The sequence below is a fragment of the Weissella paramesenteroides genome (assembly GCF_036327715.1).
GTDB classification, from domain to species: domain Bacteria; phylum Bacillota; class Bacilli; order Lactobacillales; family Lactobacillaceae; genus Weissella; species Weissella paramesenteroides.
Genome location: NZ_CP130559.1, coordinates 1,903,964 through 1,928,561 on the forward strand (window position 1 = coordinate 1,903,964; position 24,598 = coordinate 1,928,561).

The window sequence follows — 24,598 nt, forward strand, 5'->3', positions numbered from 1 at the left end:
TCAATATCGGCCATATTTTTTTATACAATACCAAAAATCCCCTGAGTTGTAATAATACTAATAACCTCCTCAATATCTTTCCTTGTAAAATGATCCGGTTTACTACTCCACAGACTGATTAAACCAATAATTGCAGAGCTGGTACTCATGGCAAATAATTCGCGTTGTTTATTAGAAATTTTATCAGTACTACCCGCATACTTATTAATGGTTGTTAGTCCTTCCTCTAATAAAAATTCTCTAAATTTCACCGCAAAATGATTATCACCTAAACGGTTCAATAAAACATCCATCATTTCTAAATTATCACCAATCGTTGTGAGCAAGGGTTCAATAAGACTAGGATTTTCCCTTATGTCCTGCACGGAAGATACCGAGTGTAGAATAGTTTCCCGACTTAAATATACTTTATTGAGAATGTCTTCCTCACAGTCTTCAATCAATGCATCCTTACTCTCAAAATAACGATAAAAAGTCCCACGATCAACGTTAGCTTGCCGTGTAATATCTGAAACTTTAACTTGTAATGCTGTCTTATATTTCAAAATATCCATGAATGCTTTAACGATATTTTGTTTAGTTTTCATAGTTCTATCTAATTGTTTCAAAATTTCACCTCTTTTTACAACAAAACATCGTGAAGTGTTGCGTCCTTTTTTCTATCCACATCATATAATACAACATGTTGTTTTATAAATAAATAAGGGAGAGGTTATTTCTATGTGGAAAGTTATTTCAAGTAAAATGTTCTGGCTTTACGCTGTTGCTGTATTTGCTGTTTTAGCAATTTTTTCATTCGCACAAATCGGCGCTCGTAACTCTGTAGAACTTAAACAATTACCAATTGCTGTTGTTAATGCATCTGGTAATCAACAAAGTAAAAAAATTATCAGTCAACTTGAGGACAAGTTCTCTGATTCAGACGCACAGCTTAAGTTAATCGAAGTCAAAAAGGAATCGAGCTTAAAGCAAGGATTCAATGACAAAAAATACTATGGGGCATTTGTCATTGACAAAGATTTTGACAAAAGTTTAACGAGCCAACAAGACTATCTAAAGGGGCTCGTCATCCAAGCAAAGACTAAGGATGTACCTGAACAAGCACTTGCAGCAAATGCGCAATTAAAAACACAAGTTGAAGCTGCAAAAACAATGACGCAAACATTGCCAACTCAAGCAAAAATTCGTGTCATTACTAATCAAGGAATGAGCGCACAAGCATCAAGTGCTGTAACCACAGCACTACCTAAGATTGCCAATGCTTTGAGCCAAGGTATGTCTCAAAAAATGCAGGGCGTATTAAAGGAAAACAATGTCACACTATCATCTAACCAATGGCAAATTATCAATGAGCCAGTTAAGGTGACAACACAAGTTAAAAACAAGATTCCTAACAAGAGTGTCAGCGGTATGGCACCAATGTTGCTCGTTATGCTTTCTTGGATGAGCGCCTTGATTGGCTCAATCTTACTATGGCGTGAGCATAAGAAGCGTGCTGAAAATGGACTCTTCACCTTGAGCACGATCAACAGTCAGATGATTACTGGTATTGTATTAGCAATCGTTGCTAGTTTATCAATCTATTTCTTCGCTCATACAGTGTTTGGTGTCCCAGTACCAGACGCAGGCAACTTTATCCTAATTTTGATGTTTAATGTCTTTGTGTTCTATCTCATTCAGACTTGCATCTTAGACTGGACTGGATTTATTGGTTGGCCACTAGTTGTTCTAATTATGCTATTCTCAATGGGTGTTATTTCTTATCCAAAGGAAATGTTATCACCATTATACTTGAATGGTATCTACAGCTGGACACCACTAAGATTTACGATGGACATGTACACAAACGGTCTTTATATCAACGGTACATCATCTACAATGACAACCGACCTTACTGTATTAGGTTGCGTAGGTCTTGGCGCACTCGTATTGATTTATCTATCAAGTCTACTAAAGCGCAAAGAGAAATAATAACGTCATTCTCTATTGTTACTAAAAAGGCGAAAGTTCCATGTGGAACTTTCGCCTTTTTTTAATGCCCTAGAATTCTTAGTAACCAGTCTGCACCATATAACATCCCCAAACTATAAATGAAAATTGATAATGGTTTACCAGCCAATATAATTATCGTAAATTCACGCCACGTCATCTTTGTCAGACTTGTTAATAGTACCAACGCATCATCTGGTGCAACCGGTGAGAAAATCAGCAAAGCAAAGGTCCAATGCCAACCTTTAGAATCTAAACGATCCATATACTTATTCAGTGTATCCTCGCTGACAAAGATATCAATGACACGTCTACCATAACGACGTCCTAGCCAGAATAGAATCATAGAACCTAATACGATGCCAATGTAATTATACAAAAACCCTAGCCAAGGGCCGAACATAACAACACCTGCTGCTAATGAGACGCCTCCTGGTAGTATTGGAATAACCACCTGCACAATTTGGACAAAAACAAATAAAATTGGTGCCCAAATACCATATTTCTTCAGTAGCTTAATCAATGAATCCGTATCATTAAAGACGCCAATTCGATACAAATGGACGACTAACCAACCGAGTAGTACAAGCATAATAACTGATAATATTTTTATTAATAACCGTATGTAGCGTGTCTTCATGTCATCCCCCAAGACTACCGCCAAACTAATTTGGACTCATAAATTATTCTAAGGTTAAAATTATGATGTTAATTCAACCTTTAACGGATAGTATGGTTGAAAAATAAATAGCCATTCAAACATTTTTTCTCACCCTATCATTTAAGAAAACATTTTACCTAAAAATTTCACAAAAATCTATATCATTTTCTGTGCGTAGTATCCCAACAGTGCAACTAACATTAAAAAACGAAATGTCCTTATTGTGAATGACCTATCAACAGCATGTTATACTAAGGCATATAAAGGCAATCATTCCATATGGAGGTATTATCCTATGCTAGCAGTTTTAAATTTCAAAAATTTAGTTGATTTTGAACAACAAAAACAATTTTTAGCTGATCTCAGTCAGGCAACTGTTGATGTTGACTTAAAGATTGCACCAACACTACCGGTACCAAACACTTATGATAATTTTGAAGTTGTCAGTCAAAACTTAACCATTAAACAACGCACGGTCGGTGAAATTTCGCCCAGTGTTTTACAATCATTAGGTATAACAACGAGCTTTATTGGTCATTTGGAACGTCGTAAATCATTGAATGAAGGTTTGCTGATTGTTCGCAAGCGTCTTGAAAATGCTTTAGAAAATAACATCACACCAATTCTATCAGTTGGTCAGTACAGCAACATTGACATGGTTGTTGAAGAATTAGGAATTTTACTAAAAGATGAGCCAATCACAAAGCCGATCATTATTGCCTATGAATCACTAGCTTCAACTGAAATGGGGCGTGCACTCTACTCTATTGACGAAATCCGTGATATTCATGATGCTATTCGAAAATTTATGAAAACTAACTATCCAGAAATTTCATATCAATTAATTCTAGGTGGTCACATGGATGAAGCCGGTTCTCCAATCGCAAATGCTATTGGCTATGATGGCGTCCTAATTGGTGATCGTTACCATACCCTAGCCGCTTTTCAACCTGTACTAGATGTACTAAACAAGCTTAGTCGCTAAGTTGTTTTGAAGCCTCAATGCAACACGTTTATGCTATCAAACTGACACGCTCATAATTAATATATTTTTAATTGGAAGAGGTTGGGACATTTTCTTTGTCACAACCTCTATTTCTTATGACTTAATTGAAATTTAACGTTATTCGCGAGATAATGAAAGCGTTACCAAAAAAGAAAAGGGGATACATCATGAGTAAGGTATATCTGTCAGCAGAATTACCCGCGTTGGCTACAAAAACATTAATTGATCATGGATTTGACGTTTCTATTTACGATGGTGAAGGTTTAGTTTCACATGAAACATTGCTTGAAAGTGTCCGTGATATTGACTTCTTAATTACACCACTATCAACCAAAGTAGATCGTGAAATTATCGATGCAGCACCTAAATTAAAATTAATCGCTAATTTTGGGGCTGGTTTCAACAACATTGATACTGCTTATGCCAAAGAAAAAGGTATTCCAGTCACAAATACGCCAGCTGTCTCAACTAACGCTGTTGCTGAAGTAACCATCGGACTAATGCTTGCATTGAGTCATCGCATTGTTGAAGGAAACTACAAAATGCATCGTGATGGATTCCTCGGCTGGGCACCATTGTTCTTCTTAGGACATGAGATAGCTGGTAAGACACTAGGAATCGTTGGGCTTGGTGACATTGGTAGTGATGTTGCTCGAAAAGCAAATGCGTTAGGTATGCACGTGCAATATTATAAGCGTACGCCTTTGTCTGATCCGGAAGAACGTTCAATGAAGGTTACTTACCGGCCATTTGATGAATTAATTGCAACAAGTGATTTTATCTCAATCAATGCACCGCAAACTGATGAAAATTATCATCAATTCAACGAAGCGGCTTTTAAAGCAATGAAGTCTACAGCAAACATTATTAACGTTGGGCGTGGTCCAATCATTGACGAAGCTGCTTTATTAAAAGCGCTCAAAGAAGGTGAAATTGCCGGTGCAGCACTAGATGTCTACGAACGAGAACCTGAAGTTGATGATGGCTTTAAAATACTTCAAAACGTTATCCTAACACCACACGTTGGTAATGCCACCGTGGAAGCTCGTGATGCGATGGCTAAAATTGTCGCTGAAAACGTCGTGTTAGTTGATAATGGCCAATCAGCAAAATTTATTGTTAACCATTAAGATTTAACCCATTTAAAAAAGACATTCAGGTTTTCAGAACACATTTAAGGCCCCAAACTACCAATTTGAAATCGGTAGCTTGGGGCCTTTTCAGGCTATCATGACTAACTTATGTCTTAGTACACTAACTGTTCATCTAATTTTCTCAATAGTTCCTAGTATTGGATTGTTTTAATAGTCAACTTGGTAAGTAATTTCCTTTGTCTTAGTTTCACCTGCTTTAAGTGAAACATCCCCAAAACTTGGATGATTGACCGCATCCGGAAGGGTTTGTGGTTCGAGTGCAATTGCGGCATGTTGTCGACCCGGGCCAGATTCAAACTGCAGTTTCTTATCAATTGCATTACCGGAATAAACAACAAGGGCATTACGCTGCGACAAGAAAGTTACTGAACGATCAGTTTTAGGGTCAGATAATTTAGCAATTTGATCATTATCACCCTGACTGACTTTGAACATCGTATCAAATCCCTGCTCCTTGGTCTTCATTAACGGATCAAGATGATCTTTAAGTGGCTTAGCCTTAGAAAAATCATATGCACCAGTATTTGCGAGTAGCTTGCCAGTTGGTACTTTTTCTTTATTTAACTGCAAACGTTGTGTTGAATTCATTGTCAATTCCTGATTTTGAATTGTCTTCTCTTGTCCTAAGTTAAAGTATGCGTGAATTGTCGGATCAAAAACTGTATCCTTCGTACTTTTAGCACTCATTAGAACTTTAACCTGATTATTATCAGTCACGACATATCTAGTTGTGGCTTGAATATCACCAGGGAAACCAGTGTACTTTGAACTAAAGGTGTGGCGCAAAGTAATTGCTGGATTACCTTCATAAGTACCAACTTCACCTTTCCAGCGTACAGAATTAAACCCATGATTACCACTATGTAAGGTATTCCCGTTTTCATTGGTTGGAACCGAGACTGTCTTTCCGTCTAGCTTAAATTTACCATTTCGAATCCGATTACCAACTGGGCCAATCTGCTGACCCACATAAAGCGATGCCGCATTTTTATCATAATACTGCTTCGTATGCTTAAATGACATTAAAATATTACGCTTGTCATTAGCCCCTTTAGGTACGTAGATACCATGCAGTGTCCCACCTTGACTTAAGACCGATACTTTCAATCCAGATTTATTCTGAATTGTATATTCGTACACTTGATGTCCCTTATACTTATCAAACTTCTCAACTTTGTTACTATCTGTATCCGCTGCAAAAGCTGTTTCACTTGAAATAACCTGAGTGACACCTGCACCTAAACATACAGTTAACCCCGCTACTGCCGTTCTTATTAGTCCACTACGTTTCACCATAAACACGTCCTTTCATTAAAATATCCTTAACAACGTCAGGGTAACACTTATAGAAAGCGCTTACAAACAAAATGCATTTGAAAAAAATATGAATGAAATATGAACAATATTTGGTAAGTGAAATAGACACTTCATTTGTCAGTCCTAGCGTACCCTGATAATGAGTCTTGCTAACAAGCCAACAATGCCACCCCAGATAATATTAACAATAATGATTGAGATAAAGGCGAATGGATTAGTGAGTGGACCTTGCAAATGTCCTGTTAAAATTGGCGATAATATGGCACTTAAAATAATTGCACCAAGTGCGTAAACAACACCAGAACTTGCTAATACAATAACGGGATATTTACTTTGTCAATTTGATCCAAACCTTCCCCATATCTTAGGAGTTGAACCATTATTATATGTATTAAAATACATTTTTTTGTATATTTTTCGATTTCCTCTGCACAACCGCTTAAAAAAATGTATAATACTATTAAAATAAAATGAGAATTTATGGGGGATTTCACATGACACGTAGCCTTTCAAACTTATTTCAAAACCCAACACCTAATATTATGTCTGACATTGGTAAGAATGCAGCATTAATGACCAATGTCATCAATCTATCTATTGGTGATCCAGATATGACAACCCCCGAACCAATTTTAAATGCTGCTGAAGAAGCTTTAGCTGCCGGGAAAACACATTATACCGCTAGCGATGGTGATCCAGAATATCTTGAATCAATCATTAATTTTTATCAAAAAAAATTTAACCTAACCTATGCCAAAGAAAATGTTCGTGCAACTGTTGGTGCCGGGCACGCAACATTCTTAGCTTTTGGTGCCATTTTAAATCCAGACGATGAAGTTATTATTTTTGCACCTTACTTCTCACCTTATGAAGTACAAATTGAAGCCCACCATGGGAAAGTAGTCGTTGTAAACTGCACGGCCGAAAATAACTTCCAACCAACTAAGGCTGACATCGCTGCTGCTATTACCGACAAAACAAAAGCAATTTTAGTTAATACACCAAATAATCCAACTGGTGCTGTTTATGATCAAGAGACGCTACAAGCACTTGCCGACTTGGCAAAAGAACATGACATCTACTTACTCGCTGACGAAGTTTATTGGCCATTTGTTTATGGAGACAATGATTTCATCCCCCTAGAAGCACTTGCGCCAGAACATACCTTAGTAACTGGATCTTTGTCAAAAGTATTCGCAATGACTGGCTTTAGAATTGGTTATTTAATTGGTCCTGCGGATGTCGTAGCTGCGGCTGGACTGCTAAATGAGGGCATTGATTTTTCTGCGCCGAGCGTTTCTCAGGCAGCTGGTGCTTATGGACTACAACACATTGACGAAATTACACCAGCACTCAAAGCACAATTTGGTGAACGTTTAGAGTACGTGGCAACTGAGTTGAACAAATTACCTTGGTTAAATATCTTGCCAGTTGCTGGTAGCATCTATCTTTTTGCCGACATTTCTGCAACTGGTATGGATGATATTAAATTCAGTAATTACCTACTTGAACAAGCTGGGGTGCTAGTTATCCCTGGTCAAGCATTCGGGGATGCAGGTAAAGGATACATCCGTATTGCAGTCACAAAAGACATGGCTACTCTTGAAAAGGCAGTTCAGGCTTTTTCAAAACTATCATTTTAAATCAGGGTTTAATAACTAAGGGGGATGTTTAATGAAGAAGGTTTTACTGTACAACATCATGGACGATGAAGCTGCTGTTATCAAAGAATGGATAAAAACACATCCCGATGTTGAAGTTCACTCTAATAAAGTTACTTTAAATCCTGATACCGTTGATTTGGCTAAAGGATATGACGGTATTTCTACTGAACAAGATAATCTAATTGATGACCCAATTGTCTATCAAAAGTTACATGAATTTGGTATTAAACAAATCACCTTACGTATTACTGGTTACGATACGATTGATTTGGACTTAGCCACGCAATATCAATTAAAAGTCACCAATGTACCGGCTTATTCACCCCGTTCTGTATCTGAAATGGTCTTAACACAGGTCATGTGGCTACTGCGTCATTTAAATGTTGCGCAACCGCGAATGCATGCATACAATTTTACATGGGATGGCTTACAGGCGCGTGAAATTCATGATTTAACGGTCGGTATTATTGGTGCCGGAAAAATAGGTAGTGAGGTGGCACGTATTTTCAAAGCGCTGGGTGCAACTGTCATTGCTGCTGATCCAGTCCACCGACCAGAACTCAACAGTGTCTTAAAGTATGTTGATCATGAGACTGTCTATAAAGAAGCTGATATTATTACAACCCATACGCCATTACTAAAAAGTACTTACCACCTATTTAATGAATCAGTGTTTAAACAGATGAAATCTAGCGCCATTTTCATCAATGCTTCACGTGGTGCTGTGGTGGATACACCCTCACTAATTACCGCTTTGCGAAGTCATGAAATTGCTGCTGCAGGTTTGGACACAATTGAAGGTGAAGCAAATATATTTAGTGCTGATTTCTCAGAAACGCCATTTGAAAACGATTATTTGAAAACAATTTTAGAATTACCAAACGCCATTATCACACCACACATTGGTTTCTATACGGATAATGCCATCCGAAATATGGTTGAAATTTCCATGAAGGACATGTTGGCTATTATTGATGGTAATACCAGCGAACACGAATTAAATTAGGAAAAAGAGTGTGACAAAAGACGCTTAAAGGGGCATCAATCTACCAAAATCAAATAGGTAGATTGATGCCCCTTTCAGTTTATAATGATTAATTATGTCGCAACTGTTTTTGTTTCACGTGAAACTATTAACCATTTGTTTGTAAGATGTAAACAAATATAATGAAGATCAATCCTAAAGCATACATGATAGGATGAACTTTCTTACCACGTCCTGTCACTAGCATCAACAATGGATAAACAATAAATCCTAAGGCGATACCATCAGAAATTGAATATGACAATGGCATACCCAAAATAGTTAGGAATGATGCTGCAGCAACTGGGAAATCATTCCAATCAATTGCTGACAAATTGCTAGCCATCAAAATTCCAACAATAATCAATGCTGGTGCCGTCACATTAGATGTCACAACTACTAGCAATGGTGAAAAGAATAGTGACAACAACAAGAAGATTCCTGTAAAGAATGATGTCAATCCTGTACGACCACCAACAGCAATACCTGTTGATGATTCAACATAAGCCGTTGTTGGTGATGTTCCCAAAAGTGAACCACCCAACATACCAATGGCATCGGCCATCAATGCTTTACCGGCACGTGGTAATTCATTATTTACCAAGAATCCACCAGAACGGGCAATTCCAATCAATGAACCAGCTGTATCAAAGAATGCAACTAGCAAGAAGGTTAGAATAACCGGTATCATTTGCCAAGTAAACACATCTTGCAAGCCAAAAATAGCTTGTCCAAAAGTTGGTGCCAAACTTGGTATACCAGAAACAATTGATGAAGGTAATGGAATTAGACCTGTTACCAATCCAATAATTGATGTTGCAACCATACCAATAAAGATTGCACCTGGCACCTTACGTGCATACAATGCAAAAGTAATTAACACACCAGCAATCGTTAGCAAGACTTTAGGGTCACTCCAATCACCCCAACCAATAATCGTTGATTTGTTTGCAGCAATCAAACCACCATCAACCAATCCAATCATGGCAATGAAAAGTCCAATACCACCAGCAATGGCAGCCTTTAAGTCCGCTGGAATTGCATTAATGATCGTTTCACGAATTTTGAAAACGGTCAATAGCCAGAAAATAACACCGGCAACAAAGACACCAGCTAAAGCTGTTTGCCATTTTACGCCCATGCCAATAACAACACTGTAAGCGAAGAAGGCATTGATACCAAGTCCAGGAGCAATTGCAAATGGATACTTTGCAACAACACCCATAAAGATGGTTGCAATAGCAGCAATTAGACCCGTTGCAACAAAGACAGCATTTTTGTCCATACCTGTTGCACCAAGTACTGAAGGGTTAACGAATAAAATATAAGCCATTGATAGGAAAGTTGTTAAACCTGCTAGTAACTCAGTTTTAACAGAAGTTCCTGACTCAGACAGCTTGAAGTAACGCTCAAACATGTAGATCAGACCCCTTAATAAAAAATTCAATTTTAAAACAACCACCCTATTGTATTATATTTAACCGTAAAAAATCAAAGAATATCTTATTTTTTTCGTAAAACAATACATGAATGGGCTTACAAAACGAACTTTAAGTATCATTATCCGAACAATTAGTAAAAGCGTCTACTATCCGATGCTCAGTCAAGCTTATCCAGCGCTTGCTGCAGATCAGCAATCAAATCATCAACATTTTCAACACCAACGGATACACGAATTAAATCAGGTGTTGTCCCTGTTGCCGCCAACTCTTCTTCACTTAATTGCGCATGGGTCGTTGAGGCAGGATGAATGATCAATGATTTTGCATCGGCTACATTAGCTAGCAATGAAAATAGTTTCAAATTCTTGATCAGTTCTTTGCCAGCTGCTTCACCACCCTTAAGTCCAAGTGTAAAAATTGATGTCACCCCATTTGGAAAGTATTTTTCAGCTAGTGCATGGTACTTATTGTCTTGCAATCCTGGATAATTGATCCAAGCAACCTTGTCATGATGACTCAAAAATTCAACAATCTTCTTTGTGTTAGAAACATGTCGTTCAACGCGTAATGACAATGATTCCAATCCTTGAAGCAACAAGAAAGAATTGAATGGCGAAATCGTTGCTCCTAAATCACGCAATGATTCGGCACGTACTTTAGTTGTAAAGGCAGCTGGTGCTAAATCAGCAAAGACCAAGCCATCATATTGAGCGTTCGGTTCGATAAATCCTGGATAGCGACCACTCTTACGATAATCAAATTTACCATCTTCAACAATGACACCACCCATGGTTGTACCATGTCCACCAATAAATTTTGTTGCTGAATGAATCACAATATCAGCACCATGCTCTAATGGACGCACTAAATAAGGTGTGCCGAAAGTATTATCTACTAGTAGTAGCACACCATTTTCATGCGCAACTTCTGCTACCGCTTCAAAATCAATCAGATTGATTCCTGGATTACCAATACTTTCAATATAAACAGCTTTTGTATGCTCATTAATCGCATCCCCAAAGTTTTTTGGATCATCTGGATCAACAAAGTGCGTCTTAATGCCCAACTTTGGCAACGTGACATTAAATAAATCGTATGTTCCACCATACAATGTACTGGCTGCAACGATCTCATCACCTTCACCAGCAATATTAAGAATAGCTGCCGTAATTGCAGCAGCTCCTGTTGCCAAAGTTACGCCCGCCGTGCCATGTTCTAAGGCAGCAACCCGTTTATCAACCACATCAGTTGTCGGATTCGTTAAACGAGTATAAATATTACCTGGTTCAGTCAACCCAAATCGACCTGCTGCTTGTTCAGGATCTTTAAATACATATGATGTTGTTTGGTAAATTGGTACTGCGCGTGCCCCCGTTTCATCAACTGTCTGTCCCGCATGAACTTGTAATGTTTCAAAGTGTAGGTTTTGATTTTCTTCTGTCATAAATTTTTCACGACTTTCTTTTGCATAACTTGCCCTACCCAATTCCGATAAAATTGACGGCTAGTGGTAAGCCAAGAATAGTTGACCTGTTCTTTGGAGTCATTTAAATAGTAATTGTGTGGTGGATCAACTACTAAACCACGCTGATAATCACGCTGATACTCCCGATCTAAAGTATATTGCGTGTACTCCGGATGCCCTGTCACAAACACTGCATTAGTCAATGAGTCTGTCAAAACCATTGGTCCAACTTCTGGTGCTGAAGCTATCACCTCAAGTTCGCTTGGCAGTCCTGATTGTGGCAAAACAAGATCAGTGTGGCGTGACTGCGGCATTCGAAAAAGCCCTCCGACACCAAAGCCATAAATTAAATGTGACTTGCTAAGAATGGTATCCGCTGCAAAAATACCACTAAGTTTGCGTGCCCGTAGTGCTTTTTGAAAACCATACTGTTGATATAATGCTGCCTGAGCTGCCCAACATTCATAGATGACAGGTACTTTTTGTTCACTAAAGCTCGTGATGACTGCCTGTAGCTCGTGCCAGTAATCCACCATCTCAAATGGCAATTTTTCTACTGGCGCTCCGGTAACTATCCACCCATCCATTTTCTGTTTTAATCCATTCGCCAACGTTTCATAATGGCTTTTAACAGCAGCAGCCGAACTATATCTAAATTGGTGTGTTTCAGGATAGAAAAAGGACAGTGCAACATTTTGTTTATCCTGACTGAGTAAACTAATAAATTGTTCTTCTGTCTCTTGCCTGTTTGGCATTAAATTAATAATACCGATCTCCAAAGTTTGTATTGGCACTTCACTATGTATTTTTTTGGATAAACCATTTCTTAAATATACGGTCATAATGACATCACACCTCCTTTATCCAACAAATAAAAAACCTTCACCCTGTACCATTAAAAAGTACAGGGCGAAGGTTTCGTGTTACCACCTGATTTTCCTATTCGTTCACACAAATAGACTCATTAAGTTCACTATGCAAGTAAACTCGGTATTTTTAACGTGTACCACTCCGAAAGTATCAGACCACTGACCAATATTTTGACTCTAAGCTCATCTTCACTACTCACATGTATCGTCCATCTCACCAATTGGACTTCTCTGTCTACTAGCTTATAGCTACTCTTCTTTTCACAGTCTCATTTATTTTTAATTTTTCTCATACTAACATTGCCCTTTTTGATTGTCAAATATTTTTGAAAATGCCCATTTATTTTAATTCGCACGCAAATCATAAAAACTCATCAATCACTTTATCAAAAGTTTGTTAGAATGAACACGAAGGTTATTTATTCTAGAGGTATTTTTATGTATAACGAACATGGGCAACTGCGACGATTGTCTTCACATGAAATCGTCATCTATTTTCTAGCAGGATTACTTTTCAATACATTTGGAAATGGTATTACGGTTGCCGCTAACATGGGATCAGCCCCATGGACAGCATCCGCAGCCAATCTTGCTAATCTCACAGGCACTTCAATCAGTGTATTTTTATTCTTCTACGGTGTTTTTGCTGCAACCTTAGTTTGTATCTTACAACGAAACATCGACTGGCCTCACGTCATTGGTAACATTATTTTCGTTGTTGCCTTTAGTAGCATTATTGGTATTGTGTCAACACGTCTAACCGCACTTGGCGTGGGAGCACTACCGATTGCTTGGCGAACAATTATTGATTTTATTGGCGTCATTTTTATTGGCTTTGGTGTATCAATCACACAACGTCTACAATTTATTCTTCACCCCATTGACGATTTAACTAATTTGACGCGATTTATGTTTTTCAGAGGAAATGCTGCCATTTCACAAATCATTAACTTCTCATTTCCTATGCTGATTTCAATGATTGTTTGGGCATTTTCAGGTGAATTAGTGGCTATTAATATTGGTACGCTATTTTCATTTTTCTTCCAAGGCATGTTCGTTGGTTATGCTGATCACCATGTTTTCGGTCATTTGGCACACAAGCTCAATAATATTAAAGTCAGCCACTAAATATGATAAAAGTACAAATAATGCCGCCAATCGACTAAGATTGGCGGCATTATTCGTGTTTAATTACTATTTAGCCTCATTATGATAACGTAACAAATACCAAATGAGCACCAGCATGACAATATCAACAATAATATCTGATACCCAGTTATCTGGTATCCAAGATATAGCGTACCCCATAACAAAAATCATTGTAATTAGCCCTAACACTTTAACTCGTTGTTGCCATTTATCACTGACGAATCCCATCAACCAATTATTAGTAACTACAGCTAAATTAACAAATAAATACAGTGCTATCGTCGCATCAAACGCAATACCAATTTGAGACAATGGAATGGTGGTTAATACGTCCACAATGGCATCATGATAGGAAGAATTTAAAAACCATTCGAGCCCCAAAAAGGCAATACTGGTAATAAGCATCGCAAATATACCAACCACAAAGCGTGCAATGAGGTTCCAAATGACTAACTGCTCGACCCTTGCTGGTAATAAAACATATTTTGATTTATTCCAAGATTTTGCGGCAGAAACAAACGTTCGCACACCAAGAATTAAATTAATACAAATGACTAGTGCGCCTTCATAAACAACCAATCGATCTTTAAACGTAGTTGGCTCAATCGTGCCAGAGATCTCCGCATGTGACACAAATGGTAATAATTGCCAAATAAAAATGAAAACCCCGACGATTGCACCAATCCCCATGATAAACATCGCACGGTTCAAAGAATCCTTCGCAAAAATTTTAAAGAGTCGTGTGTTTGTTAACATTATTCACGTCCTCCATTATCTTCGATATATAGTTGTGTATAGTACTGTTCCAATGATAGACCTTCTTCCTTACGAATCTTTTCAACTGACTCATAAGCTAATAAACGACCATCCTTCAAAATAATTGCATCATCCACAAGACTTTCAATCTCCTGGATGTAATGAGTTGAAACAAGGACGGTTGCTTCTTCAGGCAACCAATGTAGCAATGACTGCATAATCTTTTTTCGTGCTAAAACATCAACACCACCAAATGGTTCGTCTAATAAATAAACGGATGTATCACGTGAAATAGTCAGTGCAATGAGCAGTTTTTCAATGGTTCCTGTCGATAGTTTTGCAATCCGTTTCGTACGATCGATCCGCATGAACTTAATCAATTCTTCCATTCGATGCTCATTAAAATCAGGATATCCCATCTTAAAATAGTCTACGATATCGCTGACACGGTCATAATTATTTGCCCAGTCTAGTGTTGATACATATGATAAATTGGCTTTAATCTTTGCTCCCATCTTGCCATCAATCATAATATCTGAATGAGGATTGGGCTCAATTAGACCAGAAATTAAGCGCATTAAAGTTGTTTTACCCACACCGTTTTCCCCCAACAAGGCGACTGTGCGATGTGATGGTATCTTAAAGCTCAAACCACGTAGAATGACGTGTCGGCTTTTTGTATAGTGCAAATTATTAACCTGTAACATTACCCCTCCTCGTCTGTTCATCCTCATACTCTTTAATGGCACTTGCAATTAAGCCCGGTATTTCTTGTGCTTGTGCAACATGCATTATCTCATTAATATACTCTTGTGTGACACGCATTTTCTTATTTAATTTAATGATATCAATCTTAGTAGCATCCTCAGTCACAAAATTACCCTGTCCTCGTTTCGTTACAATCAACCCGCGTGTAACTAACTGATTAACGGCATTCTGCACTGTACGCGTGCTAACAATTAAATTAACTGCTAAATCGCGGACACCGGGAATCTTATGACCAATTTGGTATTTTCCTTCAAGAATCTGTTGTTCCAACCAAGTTGCTACTTGTAAATATATGGGCTGATTTGAACTAAATTCCATATTGGCTCCTTTCAGTGTTGCACTGTTATACTACACTGAAACAATAAGCACTGTCAAATTGGAAAACCATTATAAAATACGCTATTATTAGGGCAACAACTTCATGATTAAAGGTGATTTAAAATGAAAACATACGCAATTGTTGGTAATAAATACGAAGGTCTCTATACCAAACCTTGGTCAGAGGTCAAAGCTTATACACAAACAAAACCAGCTCCCAAATTTAAAGGTTTTACAACAAAAGCCGAAGCTCAAACCTGGTTTGATAGCCAAGTATCCGCGAAAAACGACACATCACGCCAATATAGTACTGCCTACAATGGCACATTTCAAGCAAATCCCAACCAATATTATATTTTTACTGATGGCGGTAGCCGTAATACTGGTAATGTCGCTGGTGGTCATGTCAAAACTACCGATAAAGCCGGCTGGGCAATTGCCATTTATCATGGTTCTAACCTCAATGAGCCCGTATATACCGATAGTGGCGCAGACTGGGGTCGCACCAACAATGAAATGGAAATGTTGGCACTGATCAACGCCTTGCTGCAAACTGCTAAAGTATCAACACCCGTTACAATTGTTAGTGATTCTAAATATGTTTTAGATACTGCAACAAATTGGATGTATAACTGGGCAGCAAACGGTTGGCGTAAAAGTTCTGGTGAAATTGCCAATCTAAAAGCTTGGCAACAAATTTACGCACTGATCAAACCACTGGCAGCACGCTTATCATTTATTTGGGTTAAAGGACATGCAACAAGTCATGGTAATATCACCGTCGATCATCTATTAAATGATGCCATGGATCAATTATCATAACAAAAGATAGTTTACATCATATTGTAATGTTTTTCACAAATTAGGGTTAACGTTTTTCACAAGCGTTCTATAATAGGGGAACAAAAGATTAACAAAGTTAATAAGTACACTCTAAACAGAAAGTGTCACACATTTATAAATTGTATATTTATACATAAAAGGGGATCGGAACATTTTCATTTGTTCCGATCTCCTTTTTATGACCTTTTTTATAATAAGGTATCTACAGTTTTTAATACGCCATCATGATTGTTATCATCAACAGCTGCTGGATAAAGTGCTTTTAATGATTCATCACCATTAATCATGGCAAAGGGATAGGCAGCGGCATTTAACATTTCTGCATCATTTAGACCATCACCAAAGGCAACCAAATTTTCATTCAATTTTAAACCATAATGACTCGCAAGAACTTGCAGGCCATTGGCTTTATTGATATTTGGTGCGACGATGTCTACCGAGCCGTAGCCAGACGTTGTAACGTGCGCTCGACTGCCTAACCGAACCCGTGCCAAATCAATGAATTCTTGCGTTTTTTCCGTCTCATAAGTTACGGTTACTTTCAAAATTGGTTCATGAATTTGATCAACAAAGTCAATGAACTGCAAATTATTATGCACTTTTTTCATTCTTGCTTTATGCAAAAGATTTAAACGCGCTTGTGATTGTAACATAAAGGCAGTTTCTGCACCGGTAAAGACTGCACCATGCAAAGGTTTAAATGGCATTTCATTAACCACCGCCATGATATCTGTCACATCTACCACGTCTAAACCGACCATTTGTAGTATTTCACCATCTGCCGTTCTAACAACAGCACCGTTATCAGCAACTAGATCATAACGTCCTGCAAAGGATTTAAAGAATGGATCCACTGAATCAACATCACGACCAGTTGCAACAACAAAATAGCCACCTTGCAACGTTATCTTATCCAAAACATCTGCAAAATGTGTTTTATGATAATGTTTCTGATCATTAAAGAATGTACTATCCAAATCGGATGCAATCATCTTGATTTCTGACATGCTCAAAGCTCCTATCATTTTCTACCTTATAGTTTACGCAATCAACAGATTTTTAGCCAATAATTACTTCCTCAGTTGGATACTGGTAACTACTTGGCTTATCACGAATGTTCATTACTGAAAACATTACCGTATATAGTCCAACACGACCGATAAACATCACAATCATAATAACGATTTCACCAAAATTGGTAAGATGTGGCGTTAAGCCTAATGAAAAACCAGTTGTTGAAAAGGCTGAAATAACTTCAAAAACAATATATTCCATGCCTTGACCTTTAGGAATTGTTTCCGTCACTGTCAACAATAGTGAAACTGCAGCCACAAAAACAATTGAAATAACCGCTAACATCATCGCTTTAATAACAATTTTAGGACTAAAGCGACGACCACCAAAATTAACTTGTTCCTGACCGCGGAGTGCTGCAAGTGATTGCATCCATAAAATACCCAATGTTGTTGTCTTAATACCACCTGAAGTAGATCCTGGCGTTCCACCAACAAACATTAGTAGTGTGATAATCATAATACCTGCTGCAGAAATATTAGATAGTGGTACAACCTCAAGACCCGCCGTACGAGGTACAACTGCTAAAAACAAATTATCAAGAATTCGGTGACCCAGCGATGAAGTATGGGCTAGGGGTGCCAAAACATTTTCAGTAAACAAAAACATGGCAAAACTCAGCCCAATTAACCATCCTGACACATTTAGCGCGACTTTAGTATGTAGACTAACTCGGCGCTGCCTGTGGAAAAGTAATAGATCTCGCCAAACAAGGAATCCTAAGGAACCTGCCGTAATCAGTAACATCCAAATGATTAAAATATAGGGATCATTCTGAAGAAATGACACTGGTTTATCAAAGAAGGTGAAGCCTGCATTTCCAAATGCTGAAATTGAAGAGGCAACACTCAGGTAAATTCCTCTACCAATACCAAAACGGGGAATAAAGTCAGGCAACATCAATACGGCACCGACAATTTGAATAATCGCTGACAGCGAGAAGACGTACGACAATACACTCTTAACATCTGCTAAATTCCGCAAATTCAATGCCTGTTGTGCCATTAACCTTGCTTTTAAATCCAAACGTTGACCAGTTATTGCAAATAACAATACCGCAAACGTCATGAATCCTAATGCACCAATTTCAATCATAACCAGCAGGACAATTTGCCCAAACGTCGACCAAGTTGCTGCTGTATTAACAACTGTTAACCCCGTAATAGCCGTGGCTGATACGGCAGTGAACAGGGCATCAAGAAAATTAACATGCACACCGGTTTGCTGCGAAACAGGCATCCTTAATATAAAAGCCCCAACAAATATAATCGCCAAAAATCCAAACGTTAATACCTGTGGTGGCGTTAATTTGCTAAATATTTTTTTCATAATTAAGTATCTCCCAACTTTCTTATATTATACAGGAGCATGGCAAAAGTTTTTCACAGATTTTTGTGGATAACTTGAGGAAAAGTCCACGTATTCCACCGCTTTCTGTGGAAAACATGTGAATAACTCGTAATTTATTGTTGAGAAACCCTATTAAATCAATGCATATGTCAATGTGGATAACCTGTTAAAACTAATTGTAATGAACAAAAGGTTATTAAATTAGGCTTTTAGCTTTAAATTAGGTTAAACCTTGCACGAAAATTGAAATTTAACCTAATCATCGTTCAATTTATCAAAATTATACGTTTTTAAACCGTTTTATCAGAATTATAAAGCTTAATTATTCCTATAAAAAGCAAAAATATCGAATGTTATCTTGGTTTTAGCTTCATATATTTTGTAAAATGATTTAAAAGCAACTTTTTATATTGTGTATAACTTTTTTCATGCTTATTTATTATGAGTATAATTTCACTAATTTAGCGTTTACAAATGCCGTTATCATCACTTTTCACAAGTTATCCACAACCATTATTCACAACAGTGGATAAATGTCTAAAAATATTCACAAAGATCGCTGTACACTCTGGTATAATAATGCTCGCAGGCATTTTTTAGGTTGTGGTTAACTTGTGGATAACGTATTTTTTACGATTTTTTTTAGTACTTATCCACATCTTATAAAACAGTTTATAAAATTAACGAACTATTTAAGAAAGGCACACAAACAATGAACATAAAAATTATCGGTGTTGGCAAATTAAAGGAAAAATACCTGAAAGATGGTATTGCAGAATACGCAAAACGTTTGCATAAATTCGCAAAAGTAGAAATTATTGAAGTTCCTGACGAAAAAGCACCCGAACAATTATCACAGGCCCAAATGGATCAAGTGATGGCAAAAGAAGGTAACCGTATCCTTAATAAAATTAAAGATAAGGAGTACGTTTTTGCATTAGCAATTAAAGGAACAGAGCGCTCTAGTGAAGAACTTGCTGCTGAAATCGATCATTTAACAACCACAGGTAAATCTGATTTAACTTTTGTGATTGGTGGATCATTAGGGTTAGCACCAGAAGTTCTAAAACGTGCCAACACACAAATAAGTTTTGGTCGTTTCACATTACCACATCAATTAATGCGTCTAGTATTAACTGAACAAATTTACCGTAGTTTTATGATTAATGCACATACGCCTTATCATAAATAGTCCATACGAATCGCAAATTTTTTGACCAAATTTTGTATATATAAACATTATTAAATACATTTTCTAGTTTCCATGAAATGTCCCATATGTGATTAAATAAACAATGATTTTGCATGATAAACGATATTAATTTTAATATTAAATCTTGTATTCAGGAATTAAATAGTGTAAGGTACTCCTTGTAGGTTCGATGTAAACGCTTACACTAATTGAGAGTTTATTTAATTTTAAGGAGATTTATACATATGGCAGAATACATTGCTAGTGAACGTGAAGGAAAAATTGATTTTGTTAATACAAATGATTTAGAAGAAGCTGCTGCAAATGTGATCCCAAAAGGTGGGTATGGGTACATTCAAAGTGGCGCTGGTGATCTAATCACGTACAAGAACAATATCAAAGCATTCGATAAAAAGGTAATTGTACCTGGTGTCTTACGTGATGTTGAAAATCCAGATACATCCGTTGATTTCCAAGATATGCATCTAACAGCACCAATTATTATGGCACCGGTTGCTGCACATGGTTTAGCTCACGTTGAAGGTGAAAAGTATTCAGCTAAAGGTGTTGCAAACTTTGGTTCAATTTTCACGGCTTCATCATTCGCATCAACAACACTAGAAGATATTCGTGAAGCTGGTGGTCAAGATGCTAACCAATGGTTCCAATTCTACATGAGTAAGGACAATGGTATTAACGACCAGATTATTGCAACTGCTGAACGCAACGGTTCAAAGGCAATCGTTTTAACTGCTGATGCAACCCTTGGTGGTAACCGTGAAGCTGACAAGCGTAATCACTTTACTTTCCCATTGGCGATGCCTATTGTGGCTGCTTACCAATCTGGTGTTGGCCAAACAATGGATGCTGTCTACAAGTCCGCTAAGCAAAAGTTAGCACCTCGTGATGTTGAATACATTGCCAGTCATACTGATATCCCTGTTTATGTTAAGGGTGTTCAATCTGCTGAAGATGTTTACCGCTCACTAGATGCTGGGGCGCGTGGAATCTGGGTAACAAACCATGGTGGTCGCCAATTAGATGGTGGACCCGCAGCCTTTGAATCATTAGAAATTGTTGCTGAAGCAGTTAATGGTCGCGCACCCGTTGTCTTTGATAGTGGTGTTCGTCGTGGTCAACACGTCTTCAAGGCCCTTGCTTCTGGTGCTGATCTTGTTGCTATTGGTCGTCCTGTTATTTACGGTCTATCACTTGGTGGTGCAACTGGTGTTGAACAAGTCTTTAACTTCTTTAAGGATGAGTTGGCTCTAGTTATGCAATTAGCTGGTACTCAAACGATCGATGACGTTAGAAAGTTTACTTTACGAGACGCTTGGTAATAAAAAATAAACTCAAATAAAAATATTGACTGATATATTAGGAGAAGACATGGATATACCACAAGATAGAGATTATGCTGCTGAAATTCCCAGTGTAGCAGCAAAAGAAGCACCCGTTGAGAAATCACCGTTATTTAAAAAAATCGATGATGCCTTAATGAATAAAGTTGCATTATTTAACAATAGTTATGCGCGTTATGCAGCTCGTTCAATGTTGGCAACATTATTCTTAACGTTAGGTACTGCGGCAGCCTTTGGTACTGCCATACAAGCCGAAAAGTTTTTACCAGGATCTGGTAAGTTTACCTTTGCCTTTATGTTTAGCTGGTCACTGGTTATGATTATCTTTATGGGAGCCGAACTAGGTACCTCTAATATGCTTTTCATGACGGTTGGTGTTTACCGGAAGAAATTAAAGTTCTCTAAAGCCGCTAAAATTCTTGGCACAACACTATTGTTCAACCTAATTGGTGGTATCATTTTTGCTTATATGGTTTCCTTAACCGGTCCATTCCAAGACTTACCAGCTGGTAATTACTTGTTTACCGGAATCGCTGCCAAATTAAGCAAGTCATCAATTCAAATTTTCGTTGAAGCAATCTTTGCTAACGTCATCGTTAACACAGCATTCTTTATCAACTTACGTATGAAGGATGATGCAGGTAAAGTTATGGCCATTATTTTCGTCATCTTTATCTTCGCATTCTTGGGATACGAACACGTTATCGCTAACTTCCCAGCATTCTCATTAGCATTTTTCGCATCACATGGAACAATTCCTGGCATGACACTTGTTAGTGTTATTCATAATTTGTTCTTTGCTTTGATTGGAAACTATGTTGGTGGTGGCTTGTTGATCGGTATGACCTACGCTTGGTTGAACCGTACAAAGACATCATACGTTGACTAATAAACATTTCATAGAAATGTAAAAAGCATTGCAGCTGGTGGGGCTGCAATGCTTTTTTAGTGTTATCTTTTACATCCTTGAAACCGCATATTTAGCAAGCCTTTTGGCGATATTTTCCTATTTCAAATCTGCAATTTCTCAAAACAAATTCAAATAAAACTCTTTACTTACAAAAAGTAAGTGTTAAACTAGAATTTGTTCGTTAATTGAACACAACTAGGAAAATAAAACTAAGAACGATTTTATACCGCTCTTTCAGATTTGAAAGGAAGTATTTGCCATGTCAAAGATGATAGCAGGACAAGCATTAGCAAAAGTTTTAGAGAAGTGGGACGTTGATCACGTCTACGGTATAACAGCAGATTCAATCAATAATTTAGTTGATGGTTTGTACTTAGAACGCGAAAATATTAAATATGTTCAGGTACGCCATGAAGAAATTGGCGCTTTATCAGCTGCGGCCGATTCAAAACTAACTGGTACAATCGGGGTTGCTTTTGGTTCAGCAGGACCAGGTTCAGTACATATGTTAAACGGTTTGTATGATGCAAAAATGGATCATACACCTGTTTTAGCTTTGGTCGGTCAATCAGCAACTGGAGTAATGAACACCAATTTCTTCCAAGAAATGAATCAAGATCCCATCTTTGCGGATGTTGCAACATTCCATAAGCAAGTTGTTAGTGCTGATCAAATTCCTAAGGTGATTGATGAAGCCATTCGTTCAGCTTATGCTACTCGTTCAGTATCCGTTGTTATCTTGCCAGATGATTTATCTGGACAAGAAATTGATTACACTGAGTTCCAAACTGCTAATTTGAAGCAAACCCAATTGGACTTAGCAATCTCCGCAGATGACGTTGCTCGTGTAGCAAAGGCAATTAAAAACGCCAAGCGACCAATCATGTACGTTGGGCAAGGTGTCCGTGGTGCACGTGAAGCAGCAGTTGCTGTTTCTGAAAAATTTGGGCTGCCCGTCTTATCAACAGCACCCGCAACTGATGTTTTCCCAACGAATCATCCAAATTACATGGGTGTCCGTGGTCGCTTAGGTACGAAATCTGGTTTTGAAGTTAGCCAAGCCAGTGACTTGATCTTATTTATTGGTACTAATTATCCATTTGCACGTTACATGCCACAAGACAAGACAATTATTCAAGTGAATAACAACTTGGCTGATTTAGGTAAACAAATCGACGCCAATATCACTGTATTGGCTGATGCACACCGTTTCTTATCCGCACTAGCAGATACTGATTACCAAGCTGAGCCAACTGCTTTCCTAAAGGCAGCACAAAAAGACCGTGTCTTATGGTTAAACTGGCTAGATAAACTTGCCAACGATGACGAAAAGGGGCTACGTGCTGAAGGCGTATTACAGGCTATTAAAGAGAACGCCACCGCCAATGCTGTCTTTGGTCTTGATGTTGGTAACAACACTGAGTGGTCACTTCGCCAATTACCTTTTGATAAAGATCAAAAGTTTACGATGTCAGCTTGGTACGGGACAATGGGATTTGGGCTACCAGCCGGATTAGCCGGTAAATTAAGCTTCCCAGATCGCCAAGTTTGGTCTATTTCTGGAGATGGTGGTTACGCCATGGTTATGCCTGATCTATTGACTGAAGTAAAGTACAATCTACCAGTTATCAATGTTATCCTAGAAAACCGTTCATTTGGTTTCATTGCTCACGAAAAAATCCAAGCAAACCAAGCACCTTATGGTATTGATCTATTAGGCGCCGATTGGGGAAAGATGGCTGATAACATGGGAGCTATTGGTTTCACTGTGACAAACCTTGCCGAATTGCATGACGCCATGATTAAAATCAATGATCTACAAGCAAACGGCAATACAAAGCCAATTGTACTGGATGCCAAAATTCAAGATATTGACCCAATTGATACAAGTTTTATGCCTCTTGAAACCAGTATCTTTGGTGAAGAAATGGTTCAAAATTACCGTGACACTTATGATCTATCTGCAGATGAACAACCTGCATTTAGTGATATTCTAAAAGAATTTGAAAATTAATATAATTAGTTGAAAATCTCTCACTTCCTACAAAACAACTAATTAAATACACCCACAATTACTAACCGATAAGTAATTGTGGGTGTTTTTCGTCATTTTAGAACCAGCCTTGACATACATCAACTTTTTAAAATCCTAATACTTTCCAGAAAAGTAAATTTCAAAAATTTTTTCCCTTAACGATACGGCGGACAGCACAATAAGAAACTTTTTAGCCCATTCTGTTGGTTGAGTACTCAACCAAGGGGGTTTTATAATGACCATATAGTAAA

Annotated in this window: 22 protein-coding genes; 11 read left to right on the forward strand and 11 right to left on the reverse strand. The window is 37.8% G+C overall.

The genetic code is table 11. From position 1 onward, the window contains the following. Window positions 1–20 precede the first annotated feature (20 nt). Entirely contained in the window at window positions 21–587 is a 567-nt protein-coding gene (locus QRX23_RS09560) for a TetR/AcrR family transcriptional regulator (protein ID WP_330155437.1), read from the reverse strand. A gap of 133 nt (window positions 588–720) precedes the next feature. Between QRX23_RS09560 and QRX23_RS09565 the strand changes: the two genes are divergently transcribed. After that, complete coding sequence (locus QRX23_RS09565) at window positions 721–1,971, forward strand: ABC transporter permease (protein ID WP_330155438.1); 1,251 nt, start codon at window positions 721–723, stop codon at window positions 1,969–1,971. A 61-nt stretch (window positions 1,972–2,032) separates the two neighbouring features. Here QRX23_RS09565 and QRX23_RS09570 read toward each other — a convergent pair whose 3' ends face one another. Then, window positions 2,033–2,629: a TVP38/TMEM64 family protein gene (locus QRX23_RS09570; protein ID WP_330155439.1), complete on the reverse strand. Its 597-nt coding sequence runs from the start codon at window positions 2,627–2,629 to the stop codon at window positions 2,033–2,035. A gap of 316 nt (window positions 2,630–2,945) precedes the next feature. Here QRX23_RS09570 and QRX23_RS09575 point away from each other — a divergent pair, with 316 nt between their 5' ends. Then, complete coding sequence (locus QRX23_RS09575) at window positions 2,946–3,635, forward strand: triose-phosphate isomerase (protein ID WP_002828252.1); 690 nt, start codon at window positions 2,946–2,948, stop codon at window positions 3,633–3,635. 188 nt (window positions 3,636–3,823) lie between these two features. After that, window positions 3,824–4,786 carry a 2-hydroxyacid dehydrogenase family protein gene (locus tag QRX23_RS09580; RefSeq protein WP_330155440.1) on the forward strand — a complete coding sequence of 321 codons (963 nt, stop codon included), beginning with the start codon at window positions 3,824–3,826 and terminating at the stop codon, window positions 4,784–4,786. Window positions 4,787–4,957: 171 nt separating this feature from the next. Here QRX23_RS09580 and QRX23_RS09585 read toward each other — a convergent pair whose 3' ends face one another. Then, entirely contained in the window at window positions 4,958–6,106 is a 1,149-nt protein-coding gene (locus tag QRX23_RS09585) for an aldose epimerase family protein (RefSeq protein WP_330155441.1), read from the reverse strand. A gap of 515 nt (window positions 6,107–6,621) precedes the next feature. Here QRX23_RS09585 and QRX23_RS09590 point away from each other — a divergent pair. After that, window positions 6,622–7,770: an aminotransferase class I/II-fold pyridoxal phosphate-dependent enzyme gene (locus QRX23_RS09590; protein WP_330155442.1), complete on the forward strand. Its 1,149-nt coding sequence runs from the start codon at window positions 6,622–6,624 to the stop codon at window positions 7,768–7,770. 31 nt (window positions 7,771–7,801) lie between these two features. After that, the gene (locus QRX23_RS09595; RefSeq protein ID WP_330155443.1) at window positions 7,802–8,797 is read left to right on the forward strand and encodes a D-2-hydroxyacid dehydrogenase; all 996 of its coding nucleotides are present in this window, start codon (window positions 7,802–7,804) and stop codon (window positions 8,795–8,797) included. A 127-nt stretch (window positions 8,798–8,924) separates the two neighbouring features. Here the strand turns inward: QRX23_RS09595 and QRX23_RS09600 are convergent, their stop codons facing one another. From QRX23_RS09600 to QRX23_RS09610, 3 genes are all read right to left on the reverse strand, one after another. Continuing rightward, on the reverse strand, window positions 8,925–10,232 hold the full coding sequence (locus tag QRX23_RS09600; RefSeq protein ID WP_251939283.1) for an NCS2 family permease: 1,308 nt from the start codon (window positions 10,230–10,232) through the stop codon (window positions 8,925–8,927). Window positions 10,233–10,414: 182 nt separating this feature from the next. Further along, window positions 10,415–11,701: an O-acetylhomoserine aminocarboxypropyltransferase/cysteine synthase family protein gene (locus QRX23_RS09605; protein ID WP_330155444.1), complete on the reverse strand. Its 1,287-nt coding sequence runs from the start codon at window positions 11,699–11,701 to the stop codon at window positions 10,415–10,417. Beyond that, window positions 11,698–12,564 (reverse strand): homoserine O-acetyltransferase/O-succinyltransferase family protein, encoded by an 867-nt coding sequence (locus tag QRX23_RS09610; RefSeq protein ID WP_330155445.1) that lies wholly within the window; start codon window positions 12,562–12,564, stop codon window positions 11,698–11,700. Before QRX23_RS09610 ends, QRX23_RS09605 begins: the two co-directional genes overlap by 4 nt. A 465-nt stretch (window positions 12,565–13,029) precedes the next feature. On the opposite strand from QRX23_RS09610, the gene QRX23_RS09615 reads away from it, so the two are divergent. After that, entirely contained in the window at window positions 13,030–13,719 is a 690-nt protein-coding gene (locus QRX23_RS09615) for a hypothetical protein (protein WP_330155446.1), read from the forward strand. Between the two features lie 66 nt (window positions 13,720–13,785). On the opposite strand, the gene QRX23_RS09620 is transcribed toward QRX23_RS09615, so the two are convergent. The 3 genes from QRX23_RS09620 to QRX23_RS09630 are packed head-to-tail and all read right to left on the reverse strand — an operon-like array spanning window position 13,786 to window position 15,582. Then, the gene (locus QRX23_RS09620; protein WP_330155447.1) at window positions 13,786–14,496 is read right to left on the reverse strand and encodes a hypothetical protein; all 711 of its coding nucleotides are present in this window, start codon (window positions 14,494–14,496) and stop codon (window positions 13,786–13,788) included. Next, a complete protein-coding gene (locus tag QRX23_RS09625) occupies window positions 14,496–15,203 on the reverse strand; it encodes an ATP-binding cassette domain-containing protein (RefSeq protein ID WP_131474071.1) in 708 nt (235 codons plus the stop codon). The genes QRX23_RS09620 and QRX23_RS09625 overlap by 1 nt, the downstream gene beginning before the upstream one ends. Beyond that, complete coding sequence (locus QRX23_RS09630; RefSeq protein WP_330155448.1) at window positions 15,190–15,582, reverse strand: GntR family transcriptional regulator; 393 nt, start codon at window positions 15,580–15,582, stop codon at window positions 15,190–15,192. Before QRX23_RS09630 ends, QRX23_RS09625 begins: the two co-directional genes overlap by 14 nt. Before the next feature lie 123 nt (window positions 15,583–15,705). Between QRX23_RS09630 and QRX23_RS09635 the strand changes: the two genes are divergently transcribed. Continuing rightward, window positions 15,706–16,404 carry a ribonuclease H1 domain-containing protein gene (locus QRX23_RS09635; protein WP_330155449.1) on the forward strand — a complete coding sequence of 233 codons (699 nt, stop codon included), beginning with the start codon at window positions 15,706–15,708 and terminating at the stop codon, window positions 16,402–16,404. A gap of 209 nt (window positions 16,405–16,613) precedes the next feature. Here the strand turns inward: QRX23_RS09635 and QRX23_RS09640 are convergent, their stop codons facing one another. After that, window positions 16,614–17,432: an HAD family hydrolase gene (locus tag QRX23_RS09640; RefSeq protein WP_330155450.1), complete on the reverse strand. Its 819-nt coding sequence runs from the start codon at window positions 17,430–17,432 to the stop codon at window positions 16,614–16,616. 52 nt (window positions 17,433–17,484) lie between these two features. After that, window positions 17,485–18,828 carry a TrkH family potassium uptake protein gene (locus QRX23_RS09645; protein WP_330155451.1) on the reverse strand — a complete coding sequence of 448 codons (1,344 nt, stop codon included), beginning with the start codon at window positions 18,826–18,828 and terminating at the stop codon, window positions 17,485–17,487. Window positions 18,829–19,561: 733 nt separating this feature from the next. Here QRX23_RS09645 and rlmH point away from each other — a divergent pair. The 4 genes from rlmH to QRX23_RS09665 all read left to right on the forward strand — a co-directional run bounded on the left by rlmH (window position 19,562) and on the right by QRX23_RS09665 (window position 24,326). Continuing rightward, complete coding sequence (gene rlmH, locus QRX23_RS09650) at window positions 19,562–20,041, forward strand: 23S rRNA (pseudouridine(1915)-N(3))-methyltransferase RlmH (protein ID WP_330155452.1); 480 nt, start codon at window positions 19,562–19,564, stop codon at window positions 20,039–20,041. Window positions 20,042–20,286: 245 nt separating this feature from the next. After that, window positions 20,287–21,381 (forward strand): alpha-hydroxy-acid oxidizing protein, encoded by a 1,095-nt coding sequence (locus QRX23_RS09655; protein WP_330155453.1) that lies wholly within the window; start codon window positions 20,287–20,289, stop codon window positions 21,379–21,381. A 49-nt stretch (window positions 21,382–21,430) separates the two neighbouring features. After that, window positions 21,431–22,291 carry a formate/nitrite transporter family protein gene (locus QRX23_RS09660; RefSeq protein WP_081443724.1) on the forward strand — a complete coding sequence of 287 codons (861 nt, stop codon included), beginning with the start codon at window positions 21,431–21,433 and terminating at the stop codon, window positions 22,289–22,291. Between the two features lie 280 nt (window positions 22,292–22,571). Next, window positions 22,572–24,326 (forward strand): thiamine pyrophosphate-dependent enzyme, encoded by a 1,755-nt coding sequence (locus QRX23_RS09665; protein ID WP_330155454.1) that lies wholly within the window; start codon window positions 22,572–22,574, stop codon window positions 24,324–24,326. Window positions 24,327–24,598 lie beyond the last annotated feature (272 nt).

Excerpts from the sequence above, each read along its gene's own strand:
- QRX23_RS09660 (WP_081443724.1), top strand. The coding sequence starts at position 21,431 with ATGGATATACCACAAGATAGAGATTATGCTGCTGAAATTCCCAGTGTA.
- QRX23_RS09630 (WP_330155448.1), bottom strand. The coding sequence starts at position 15,582 with ATGGAATTTAGTTCAAATCAGCCCATATATTTACAAGTAGCAACTTGG.
- QRX23_RS09580 (WP_330155440.1), top strand. The coding sequence starts at position 3,824 with ATGAGTAAGGTATATCTGTCAGCAGAATTACCCGCGTTGGCTACAAAA.
- rlmH (WP_330155452.1), top strand. The coding sequence starts at position 19,562 with ATGAACATAAAAATTATCGGTGTTGGCAAATTAAAGGAAAAATACCTG.
- QRX23_RS09625 (WP_131474071.1), bottom strand. The coding sequence starts at position 15,203 with ATGTTACAGGTTAATAATTTGCACTATACAAAAAGCCGACACGTCATT.
- QRX23_RS09620 (WP_330155447.1), bottom strand. The coding sequence starts at position 14,496 with ATGTTAACAAACACACGACTCTTTAAAATTTTTGCGAAGGATTCTTTG.
- QRX23_RS09570 (WP_330155439.1), bottom strand. The coding sequence starts at position 2,629 with ATGAAGACACGCTACATACGGTTATTAATAAAAATATTATCAGTTATT.
- QRX23_RS09640 (WP_330155450.1), bottom strand. The coding sequence starts at position 17,432 with ATGTCAGAAATCAAGATGATTGCATCCGATTTGGATAGTACATTCTTT.
- QRX23_RS09565 (WP_330155438.1), top strand. The coding sequence starts at position 721 with ATGTGGAAAGTTATTTCAAGTAAAATGTTCTGGCTTTACGCTGTTGCT.
- QRX23_RS09610 (WP_330155445.1), bottom strand. The coding sequence starts at position 12,564 with ATGACCGTATATTTAAGAAATGGTTTATCCAAAAAAATACATAGTGAA.
- QRX23_RS09645 (WP_330155451.1), bottom strand. The coding sequence starts at position 18,828 with ATGAAAAAAATATTTAGCAAATTAACGCCACCACAGGTATTAACGTTT.
- QRX23_RS09615 (WP_330155446.1), top strand. The coding sequence starts at position 13,030 with ATGTATAACGAACATGGGCAACTGCGACGATTGTCTTCACATGAAATC.
- QRX23_RS09635 (WP_330155449.1), top strand. The coding sequence starts at position 15,706 with ATGAAAACATACGCAATTGTTGGTAATAAATACGAAGGTCTCTATACC.
- QRX23_RS09575 (WP_002828252.1), top strand. The coding sequence starts at position 2,946 with ATGCTAGCAGTTTTAAATTTCAAAAATTTAGTTGATTTTGAACAACAA.
- QRX23_RS09590 (WP_330155442.1), top strand. The coding sequence starts at position 6,622 with ATGACACGTAGCCTTTCAAACTTATTTCAAAACCCAACACCTAATATT.
- QRX23_RS09585 (WP_330155441.1), bottom strand. The coding sequence starts at position 6,106 with ATGGTGAAACGTAGTGGACTAATAAGAACGGCAGTAGCGGGGTTAACT.
- QRX23_RS09560 (WP_330155437.1), bottom strand. The coding sequence starts at position 587 with ATGAAAACTAAACAAAATATCGTTAAAGCATTCATGGATATTTTGAAA.
- QRX23_RS09605 (WP_330155444.1), bottom strand. The coding sequence starts at position 11,701 with ATGACAGAAGAAAATCAAAACCTACACTTTGAAACATTACAAGTTCAT.
- QRX23_RS09600 (WP_251939283.1), bottom strand. The coding sequence starts at position 10,232 with ATGTTTGAGCGTTACTTCAAGCTGTCTGAGTCAGGAACTTCTGTTAAA.
- QRX23_RS09665 (WP_330155454.1), top strand. The coding sequence starts at position 22,572 with ATGTCAAAGATGATAGCAGGACAAGCATTAGCAAAAGTTTTAGAGAAG.
- QRX23_RS09595 (WP_330155443.1), top strand. The coding sequence starts at position 7,802 with ATGAAGAAGGTTTTACTGTACAACATCATGGACGATGAAGCTGCTGTT.
- QRX23_RS09655 (WP_330155453.1), top strand. The coding sequence starts at position 20,287 with ATGGCAGAATACATTGCTAGTGAACGTGAAGGAAAAATTGATTTTGTT.